Origin of the sequence: Nostoc parmelioides FACHB-3921 (assembly GCF_014696625.1) — a bacterium.
GTDB classification, from domain to species: Bacteria; Cyanobacteriota; Cyanobacteriia; order Cyanobacteriales; family Nostocaceae; genus Trichormus; species Trichormus parmelioides.
The window spans coordinates 1-10783 of sequence record NZ_JACJQL010000116.1; the positions used below are offsets into that span (position 1 = coordinate 1).

The 10783-nt window shown below is 36.9% G+C and carries 7 protein-coding genes and 1 pseudogene; 4 read left to right on the top strand and 4 right to left on the bottom strand.

Features of this window, described 5'->3' with window-relative positions:
- Window positions 1-374 precede the first annotated feature (374 nt).
- Window positions 375-944 (bottom strand): tyrosine-type recombinase/integrase, encoded by a 570-nt coding sequence (locus tag H6G14_RS31620; protein WP_190572759.1) that lies wholly within the window; start codon window positions 942-944, stop codon window positions 375-377.
- Window positions 945-998: 54 nt separating this feature from the next.
- Entirely contained in the window at window positions 999-1184 is a 186-nt protein-coding gene (locus tag H6G14_RS34495) for a four helix bundle protein (protein WP_422394123.1), read from the bottom strand.
- A gap of 166 nt (window positions 1185-1350) precedes the next feature.
- On the opposite strand from H6G14_RS34495, the gene H6G14_RS31630 reads away from it, so the two are divergent.
- A protein-coding gene (locus H6G14_RS31630) for an ISNCY family transposase (RefSeq protein ID WP_242054242.1) occupies window positions 1351-2843 on the top strand; the annotation gives its coding sequence in 2 pieces (ribosomal slippage) (window positions 1351-2242 and window positions 2242-2843; 1494 coding nt in all).
- Between the two features lie 458 nt (window positions 2844-3301).
- Here the strand turns inward: H6G14_RS31630 and H6G14_RS34290 are convergent.
- Window positions 3302-3703 (bottom strand): annotated as a pseudogene (locus H6G14_RS34290) (IS630 family transposase).
- A gap of 185 nt (window positions 3704-3888) precedes the next feature.
- On the opposite strand from H6G14_RS34290, the gene H6G14_RS31640 reads away from it, so the two are divergent.
- Complete coding sequence (locus tag H6G14_RS31640; RefSeq protein ID WP_190572763.1) at window positions 3889-8853, top strand: HEAT repeat domain-containing protein; 4965 nt, start codon at window positions 3889-3891, stop codon at window positions 8851-8853.
- Between the two features lie 144 nt (window positions 8854-8997).
- Here the strand turns inward: H6G14_RS31640 and H6G14_RS31645 are convergent, their stop codons facing one another.
- A complete protein-coding gene (locus tag H6G14_RS31645; protein WP_190572764.1) occupies window positions 8998-9567 on the bottom strand; it encodes a tyrosine-type recombinase/integrase in 570 nt (189 codons plus the stop codon).
- A gap of 481 nt (window positions 9568-10048) precedes the next feature.
- Here H6G14_RS31645 and H6G14_RS31650 point away from each other — a divergent pair, with 481 nt between their 5' ends.
- Together H6G14_RS31650 and H6G14_RS31655 are read left to right on the top strand one after the other, a co-directional pair.
- Complete coding sequence (locus H6G14_RS31650) at window positions 10049-10501, top strand: hypothetical protein (RefSeq protein ID WP_190572766.1); 453 nt, start codon at window positions 10049-10051, stop codon at window positions 10499-10501.
- 8 nt (window positions 10502-10509) lie between these two features.
- Window positions 10510-10783 (top strand): hypothetical protein (locus H6G14_RS31655; protein WP_190572768.1); only part of this gene is annotated, 274 nt, incomplete at its 3' end.

Consider the following 10783-nt stretch of genomic DNA (forward strand, 5'->3'; position numbering starts at 1 on the left):
TGGAAAAATAAATTTTCTACTTTCACTATTTTTGCGAAGTATAAAATGGATATCTGCTTCGTGAAGCATAATGTGAGCTAAAAGCTCATTTTTTCATTCAAGTCACACATCCCTTGGATTTAGAGAGAAAGAAAAGTTTTTATACGAATATGACTTCAGTAGAACAGAATCTATGACAGAAGCGTATTTGAAACAATTGAATGTGATCGCTTGTAAAGTATGGCGAAAATAGGTAACGCAAAAATAAGTATTCCAGGTTTTAAGGGCGGCCACTTTATCCTTTAATTCCGGCCATCTTTTCCTTTAAGTGACATACAGAGTGAAGTATTTCGTGACCGTTTGGCTAAATTATCGTTCAAATCACACAGGGATATTCAAAAATCCAAAGCAGAGATAGCGTTCTGCTTCTGCTTCTCCGTTACACCCAAATAACGCTCCAAAGCTGCCAAAGTCCGATGCCCCGATATCTCCTGTATGTGGCGTAACGGTATCCCGGCATCGCTCATTCTGGTTAACGCCGTCCTGCGGAAGCTGTGCGTACTCACCCCCTCAATGCCCAGCCGCACACAGGTATCTCTGAGGATTTTGTCAGCACTCACCTTGTGGATATGCCCCAACCCATGCCGACCAGGAAACAAGAACTCCTTGCGGCGATTGGGGTTGTACTCTTCTAAATACTGCTTGAGCTTTGGATGCACTCGAATTTCCCTAGTGTCCCGCTTCCCCTTGGTGTTGACACTCCGTAACACCAACACCCCTCTCACACCATTGCTGCCAAACACGTCATTTACCGCCAACGTGCAAGCTTCGTTGATTCGGCAAGCAGCATAAAGGCACACGCCAAATAAAGCGCGATCGCGTGGGTTGACAAAGCCCTCGTTAAATAGGAGATTGATTTGATCAGGGGTAAGGATTTCTGCCCTGCCGAAGCGGTTTATTTTCATTGAAGATTGCAGATTGCAGATTTTAGATTGTTTTCGGAGATTGTAGAAGTCATATTAATTGGGGTTATAAATGCGAGAATCTTTCGGTTTTGACCGCAGGGTTTTCAGAGAGGACACCAGCATTGATACAATTTCATTGGCTTCTTGCATCAAGTTCTTAAGCTTGTTAGAGTCCACTAATTTCGCTTTGACAATCAGTTCCATCCAGTAAAGCGATTCATCGGCTTCTTCTAATGTAATATTCTAGCGTGGCAAAACTTACTAGAGCGCGCGGAAATCCTGTAATCTTGACCTTGTAGCGAAATAATGGCGCAAAAACTTGGCAAGAAAAAGTTTAAAACCAGAGGCAACATCGTTTGAAGTACTTGATTGTGTTCAAAAAAAATGCCCATTGTGCGGTCAAGCAATGTGGAATGAATACAATAATCCTCGACATATAAGAACGTTAAATGGGGTAGTAGAACTACAGCTAAAAATTCGGCGATGTCAAAATAAGTCATGTATGCGGTATAAAAAAGCATATCGACCAGAGCAAGAAGGTTCCCTAGCTCTACCACAGAACGAATTTGGTTTGGATGTAATTGCTTATATAGGAGCATTACGCTATCAAGAACATAGAAGTGTTCCACAAATACACACTCACCTTGAATTAAAGGGTATATGTATCAGTCAACGAACGGTCACGCACCTAATTGACAGATATGACGAGTTACTTTCTTTATGGCTAAAAGACCATAAAAGGTTAAAAACAATAGTGGCTAATCAAGGACGGGTGATATTAGCCATTGATGGGATGCAGCCAGAAATTGGACATGAGGTATTATGGGTAATTCGAGATTGCTTATCAGGAGAAATCTTACTAGCTAAAACCTTATTATCATCAAGAAATGAAGATTTAGTGGCGTTATTATTAGAAGTAACTAATACTTTGGATGTACCAATTGATGGAGTTGTTAGTGATGGGCAACAATCAATTCGCAAAGCTGTTAGGTTAGCATTACCTAGAATTGCTCACGGTTTATGTCATTACCATTACCTGAAGGAAGCAATTAAACCCATATATGAGGCGGATAGACATGCAAAAAAGGAATTAAAGAAAAAAGTTAGAGGATTACGAGACATTGAACGTAGTGTTACCAATGAAACTCAGGAAATGGCAACTATTATCGAAGATTATTGCTCGGCAGTACGTAGTTCTATAACTAATGATGGTCATCCACCATTAGAGGCATCAGGATTAAAGTTACAAGAAAATTTGACATTGATAGAGCAAAGCTTAGAGCGGATGGAAAAAAAAGTGCTTTACCACCACCTTTAATCAACCTAAAACACTTGATAGCTAAAGGATTATCTGCGACTGCATCTTTATTTTCACCTGTGAGGGTTGCATATCAGTGGGTTGATAAAGCTAGTGATATTCTCAATAATAAAATAGGTCTTGATGCTGCTGGTGTCAAACAAAGTTATCAGCAACTGTTAACTCAAATGTCCCAACAAAAGCAGAAAGCTGGTACCCTGAACACTGCAATCGATAACTTTATAAAAACCACCCATAGCTACTGGTCTGGACTTTTTCATTGTTACGAAATTGAAGATTTTCCCAGAACTAATAACGACTTAGAACACGCTTTTGGTATGCTCCGTCATCATCAACGTCGTTGTACTGGTCGTAAAGTTGCCCCCTCATCCCTCGTTATTCGTGGCTCTGTCAAACTTGCCTGTGCCATCGCTACTAAACTTCATTCTTTTACCGCATCTGATTTAGCACAAGTTGATATCGTTACTTGGCTCGATTTACGTTCTCAATTGCAAAAACACCACAAAGCCAGAATTGAACAGTATCGATTTCGCCGCGACCCAAAGGCTTACTTAGCTAATCTAGAGAGTCGTCTTCTCTAGTGAGTTTTACCACACTAGCTTAAAGCTTTTAATCGTTTCATTGCTGAATTAACTAACCAAGCATAGGCGTTTCTGAATTCGCCAACACTGGCTTAGCTATATCTAGGACAGGTAAGCAAGTCCCACACTCAAATTGACTAGCATAGGTATGACTATATAGGAGCGCTGGATTAGGAGAGGCAGAGGAAATGGAGTGGGAGTCCAGGATCAGAATGCTGTCAATAAATTTACTACAGAAGTGCGGAATTTGTTTTGATTTTCTTGTAACTATGTAATTTGATCATTAATAATAAAAAATTATGGCATCTACCAAAAGATAGATTTTTGCCATCTATGTAAAATTTTAATCATCTTTCATGTAAAGATATTTTCTGTGAGTATATGAACATTACATAAGTTTTTCGTACCTACTTATTTCTTTTGTCCGTATTCATTTTGTTTCCATCGACATTTAACTCTCATAAATTAGCAGATGTATATATCGCCTTTGCTAAATCTGGACAACTCCTAGCACCAATAGAACGTAATAGATTTTTAATTTTTGACCAAAAATTTTCAATAGGGGAAAAATCAGGAGAATATGGTGGTAAATAAATCAACTTAGCTCCAGTGGACTCAATTATATTTTCAATGTCTGCACCTTTATGGATTAAACAATTGCCGATGCTTACATAAGAACCTTACCAAAGTCTTGAAACTAATTTTTGAGAGATATAAGCTTCAAATGTGAATCCATCAGTTGCACCTAAAAAGTTATATTGACTAATCACACCTTTAAGAGTGATTGCACCAATTATAGAGACATTTTGGCAACGTTTTTGAGGTCGTGAACCATGCTCTCTTTTACCTTTTTTAGAGATGCCCGAGTGTCTTACTTAAAAATAGATGGACTCCTGCTTCGTCAATAAATATCAGGTTTTCGGCTGGTATACCCTAAAGTTGAAGCCAGAATTGTACTCTTATTAAATATATAATTTAATTTAGATGTATAATTTATAAATAAATTAGAAACAAATTAGTAGCCTTTTTGGTTGAGTAAAAAAGAATGCCGCAAGCAAAAGATATCAATAATTTAATCAATCAATTGAACGAGAGTTTAGATAATAATAAGTCTAATAAATATTTAAATTGGAGGCTGATTGAAGAAATTGCAAAGGAGCTTAAAATGCAGGGAAAACAAACAGACATGAAGGATGCACTTAAGCCTCTACAAGATATAGTAGATAAATTTGAAGTTTCTAATTATATTTATGGTACAACGGCTGTCCGTATTAGTGCCTTAGAAGCAATTGTAGTAATTCAGGAAGACGAAACTGCCCTCCTCCAACAACTCATTCAATGGTTAACTAATAACAGTGTTTCGCAAGTTCGTCAAAAAGCAGCAAATGAGCTAAAGAAGCTAGGCTCAAAAGCTAAGGAAGCTATCTTTATATTGCAGTATCAAGCCTTAGCAGAAGTAAAAGAATGTGATGTCCAATGTACTGCATTGGAAGCTGTTGCAGAGATTGAAAATAAAGATCCCTTAAGTACTGCCATTTCTCTACTTGGCAAACTTTTGAAGAGTAAGAATGCCGAAATGCGGCATTGTGCATTTAAAGCACTTAATTCTATACAAAAGCAAACAGCAATGGGAGCAAATTTAGAAGAACAAGATGCTATTGTTAAAAGCTTGAACGATACAATTGATTCTAGTAATATATCAGAAAATTATTTGATGCTCCTAGACCAAAGCGAATCGGAAGAAAAATGGAATTACAATTACAAATTAAGGGTTATAAATGAACTTGGCAATGGGAAATTAGGCGAACTAAAAAATAAGGCTCTTTCAAAACTAGAAGAATTAGTTAAATCAAATATAAGCATAATCGCTCAAAATGCTTTAGAAACAATTATTAAACTTAACCAGGGGAGGACAGAGATCCCAAGTTTAATTATTTATTTAATAAAATTCCTCAAGAATGAGAACTGGTTAATTCGTCAAAGGGCAGCGCAGGAATTTGAGATACTTGGGTCGAAAGAAGAATTGAAAAATGAAATCAAAGATAATACGTTGATTGAGTTATACAAGAGATACTTTAATGAGCATGATAAGGATGTTCAGAGAAGCATCTTAAAAGCAATTGTTACTATTCGTGAAGATTATCTAACAGATGATAATTTTATTAGTATTTTTCAAGAATATTTAATGAATAATAATGATAAGAATGAAATAGCCCCTGATTTTTTGGAAAAACTTGGAAAACTGAGTGAAAATAGCATTAAGAAAGGAATTATTGATAGTTTTAAAAATACGATGGGTAATATGAGTAATGATTATTTTTGCTCTAGTATCTTAGTAGTAATTCGTAAACATGATCATGAATATTTTCAAAATTATTTTAAAAGTTCAAACTCAAATCTTATTAATAATCTCAAACTTAATCTAAGTGATAAAGAATGGAAAATTCGCCAAAAGAGCGCACAGCAACTTGGAAAACTGGGGTTAGTAGCTCAAACTGCTGTTTCAAAGCTAAAAGAGCTTATCTTAGATGATGATGATGATGATGTTAGAGACAGTGCTTTGGAAGCACTATCCAATATTAGTGAAGATCAAAAGCTTAAAGAAGAACTTGTTCCATTTCTGATCAATAACTTAGCAGATGGAGGATGGAAAATTCGCCAAAAGAGCGCGCAGCAACTTGGAAAACTGGGGTTAGTAGCTCAAAGTGCTGTTTCAAAGCTAAAAGAGCTTATCTTAAAAGATGATGATGATGATGTTAGAGACAGTGCTTTGGAAGCACTGTTCAATATTAGTGAAGATCAAAAGCTTAAAGAAGAACTTGTTCCATTTCTGATCAATAACTTAGCAGATGGAGAATGGAAAATTCGCCAAAAGAGCGCGCAGCAACTTGGAAAACTGGGGTTAGTAGCTCAAACTGTTCCATTTCTGATCAATAACTTAGCAGATGAAGAATGGAAAATTCGCCAAAAGAGCGCGCAGCAACTTGGAAAACTGGGGTTAGTAGCTCAAAGTGCTGTTTCAAAGCTAAAAGAGCTTATCTTAAAAGAAGATGATGATGATGTTAGAGACAGTGCTTTGGAAGCACTGTTCAATATTAGTGAAGATCAAAAGCTTAAAGAAGAACTTGTTTTATTTCTGATCAGGAATTTAGAAAATGAAGATTTGAAAATTCGCCAAAAGAGCGCGCAGCAACTTGGAAAACTGGGGTTAGCAGTGCAACAAGAGTTTTCAGCATCAGCATTACGCAACATTTTCTTAGAGACTAAAGAAGATATTAAGATTCTTAAAGATATTCTTTACACAATTATCCATATCTATAAAAACGACAAGTCAAAGCTGGCTACTCAATTAACCGCTCTTCTATGCTTTAAAGATTGGCAGTACAAAAGTAATAATTTTGAGGTAAACAAACTGGAAATTGTAGAAGAATGGCTTAATACTCATACAGATAATTGGAGACGCTATGAGCTTTCAGAGTTGCTTGAAAAGGACAAACTTGAAGAAAGAGATGATGTTCTTAAAATAACATTAATTCAAGAAATACTAAAATGCGGACTAATTTTAAAGAATGAATCAGTTTTTAAACCATTTTTTAAAAATTTGTTTATTGTTCTGTCCGATCCTACTACGAATGCTAAAAATTCTTCTAGTGATTTTATTAGTAATCCTATTCAAATAAGTGCTATCAATGCAATTAAATCATTAGGAATTGAAATTGACATAAAAAAAATATTTGATGAATATATTAATCTTTTAAAAAAAAGCGATAAAAATAAAGAATCGTTTATACTTAATTCTAATTTTATAAAAGACTTAAATGAACATTTTCCAAATTCTTTTGAATTAAACAAAAATTTAATTGAAGAATTTTGGGCTTTTATCAATATTTTTTCGGATCAAACAAAAGACAAGATTCATACGTGTGACTGGCAAGCTTTTGAAACTATTTACGGATTAATGGAATCAAGTAAGAAGCATGAGATAGTTGAAAAACTTATTAAAGATACTAAAATACCAGAAGTAAAAAGATATTGCTTTATTTTAAGGAGAGATGAAGATGAAAAATTAAGAGATGGATTAAACGATCAATGGAATTCAGCTAATGAAGAAGATAAAGAAAAAATTTGCTGGCTTGTTCTCAATGCATTTAAGGATATACAAACAGAGACAAAAATATATGGTAGCAACAGGAGCGTATCTCTAGAAGCTAGCAAATGGATTAGGGAAAAAATAGAGGATATTCCTGCTAAGTTTCATGAAGATATAAGAAAAATAGCAGAAAATAATAATAATAATTATAAATTAGAATTAGAAGAAAATTTAAGAGAAAAAACTGCTGAACTTTTAAAAGCATTAGGTCAGCAGGAAGAAATTGAAAGTAAGCGAGAAAAGGAAATACTTCGTGAATTATTAAATATAAAAGATAAAACACTAGCTGATTTTGATAAATTAGTTGCTGTCATAAAAAAGACTACAAATCCTAAACAAGAGAAAGAAACAAAAGAAAATATATCAGTTTTAGTTGAGGAATGGATTAAATGGATTTTATTGGATAGAAAACCTTTGTCACAACTCGCAGTGCAAAAAGCAGCAGACTTAATGCGTCCTAATGCTTATGCTATATTACCTCTAATAAATAAGTTTAAGCAGTTTAATCAAGAATGGCAGCCTGAAGAAGAATTAAGGGATAAAATTCTAAATAAAATTTTTAATAATAATAGTGTTATTCAAAATTTTCATGAGGTAAATTTTAAAGGTAAAGAAAAAACAAATGATGATATATCGGATGAAAAAATTGATGATTGGATTGAGCAAGTAAAAAATAGATCGTTAAATTGGTCTAATGAAATTAAAAACTTGAATGATAAAAAGATTTCAAAAAACAGAATGGTGAAACATCTAATCACCCTTCTTGAGAAAGAGGAAGTAGACAAGCTAAAACTTAGTGTTTGTCAAAAAATTGTTCAGCAAGTAGCTGAAATGAGTGATGAAAGATTTTTTTCTCAAGAAAAATTAGAAGATTCCGGTGAAAATCAAGAAAAGAAAGAATTAGAATATAATAAACAAGAATTACTAAAACATGGTGTAATAGTACTAGGACGACACTTACCTAACGAAGAAAATGATGACATCCGTGAAAATATAGCACGCATATTGGGTAATGTTGGTGGGCCATTCGCGGTTGATGCTTTAGCACAAGCAGTAGTCGGAGAAGAGCGAAAGCGCAAAGAACGCCAAAATCTTCTAGCTCAATACTATTTGGAACCCTCCAAAACTCGCAGTGAAGAAGCTGCCCAGATGTTAAAAGGCGCAATAGAAGAAGCAAAGATAACACTGCGAATTCACCAAATATTGAATAGCTTAATTGTTGGAGTTGGTGTAACTTTTTTGACAGTAGGTCTAATACTAATTATTAGCGGTAATGATAACTACAAACGTTTTACAGGAGTATTGAGTGCTGCTGGAGGTGCTAGCGCAATTGCGCTTCATTTTTTCACTAAGCCATTAGAGCGTATTGAGAAAGCTATGGCTAATCTTGTACAGGGACAAACTGCCTTTACTAGTTTTATTTGGGGTTTGAATCTGAATGGTACTTATATTCAAAGCCAGTATGTTTCTGAAGGAACTTTAACTGATGAAGGAGTCACGCAGACAATTGATCGTATAGAAAATACGATGAAAGTGACAATGGGGCTAGTTGCAATGCACCTTGAAGGAGGTGAGCAGTATTATAGCCCTCGTATTCATAGGCTAGTTCCATCAAGTGATGATTTTGAACCAATGATTACAATTTATGGTCAAAATCTTAAAGGAGATCCTCAAAAGAAGAAGCACACTTGCCTAGTTGCTATCAATCACACACCAATTCACTCAATTGAGCAAGGTAAGGACTGGAGTGAAGATCAAATTACATTTAAGTTATCAAAATTAGAAACTCAAGGGATAGTATGGTTAAGTTTATTTGTTGATGGTTTAGAGACAAATGTCTTACCTTTTTACACAAAATAAATGTAAACGTTCACAGGAGTTATCCTGCTACGTGGATGCCTAAGCCAGGAAGTCACCTCCCTGGCTTAGGCATCCACGTAGCACTGACAAACACAGGCGCATCCTTCAATGCCTCACCACGCAGTGACATTTCTCTCTAGTAGTTCAAAAATCCAAAGCAGAGATAGCGTTCTGCTTCTGCTTCTCAGTTACCCCCAGATAACGCTCCAAAGCTGCCAAAGTCCGATGTCCCGATATTTCTTGAATGTGGCGCAACGGTATCCCGGCATCGCTCATCCTGGTTAACGCAGTCCTCCGAAAGCTGTGGGTACTTACGCCCTCAATGCCCAGCCGCACACAGGTATCTCTGAGGATTTTGTCAGCGCTGACCTTATGGATATGTAAAAGTCCATGCCGACCAGGAAACAAGAACTCTTTGCGGCGGTTAGGGTTGTACTCTTCTAAATACTGCTTGAGCTTCGGATGCACTCGAATTTCCCTGGTGTCCCGCTTGCCCTTGGTGTTAACGCTACGCAGCACCAACACCCCCCTAACACCATTGCTGCCAAACACATCATTTACTGCCAACGTGCAAGCTTCGTTAATGCGGCAAGCAGCATAAAGGCACACGCCAAATAGAGCGCGATCGCGTAGGTTGACAAAGCCCTCATTAAATAGGAGATTGATTTGGTCGGGGGTAAGGATTTCTGCCCTACCGAAACGATTTATTTTCATAGGGTCTAGCCTACATTGTCTTCGAGTAGAAACACAATGTAAGCAACCGAAAAGCCTATTCTCTCGTGAGCGATGACTCACCCTTAACCCAGGCTTATCAATCAGCCCGAAAGTCCGACCGCTACAACCCTTATTCTTTCGTTGGCTGATAAAAATAGCTTATGCTTGCAGCACAGTGACCACTTAGAGGTATGATCTGCACCAATAGTATTCGTTCATGTTGGGGCTTATCTGAGTTGTCTATACTCGCTTCTGTACCCCTGGTAGATCAATCGTTGCTATCAAAACCGATATCATTTTTCTCTCCGCCAGCGTCTACACGGCAGTCTAGACGCAAATCACCTTACATCTTCGCCCTCGTCACGCGCCAGGGCAATCTGCTGAAACTGTGATATCGCTATAAGGCAGGATGGAAGGGCAATCGCTACAAAAGATTTAAGTTAAAGATACAGTAGTTACAGATAAATTATCGGTAACTAGGATGAGTAAACTGTCAGTAGTAGGAGAGGGGTTACTTTCACCTCATAACAGCACGAACATTATTGAAATCAATAAGCAGTGGCAGAAGTGGCAGAAGTGGTTGGAGACTGCACAATCTTTTCGCTATGTTCCCAATAACAATGAACCACCTTACACTGCTCGTCAAGAGAAAGGAAGCAAAGGACAAGCTAGTTACTGGTACGGTTACAGAAAAGTTGGCGGTGTTCTCAGAAAATGCTACATAGGGCGAGGTGAAGATTTATCTATAACCAAGTTAGACGAAATCGCCTACCAACTGAGCAATCCTACTCCTAAAAAGAAAGTTACACAGAGAAAATCTGTAACCAAGTCAGAGGATATGGAGAAATTAACAGCAGAAGTGGTCTCTTTACAGAATGAGTTACAGAGAAAGTCGGAATTGTTAGCACAAGCTTTGGGAAAGTTGATAGCCTAACGGCGGAATTGTCAGTTGTTAGGCAAGAGTTACAGAGCCAGTTACAGATAAAAGACAAGTTACATAACAAAGTATCTGTAACTGATTATCAGGCAATACGCTCGCGCATTGTGCAACAGTGGCGTGTGTCAAAACGTACTGAGTCAAAAGACCGCATTGCCCAAGCTTTAGATGCGTTTATTGCTGAATTGACCACTGATGGCGAATCTTCAACACCTGCATCTATACACAATGAAACTACAGCCCCACTGGTGGATAAGCCAAGACTTGAGTCAGAAGTAG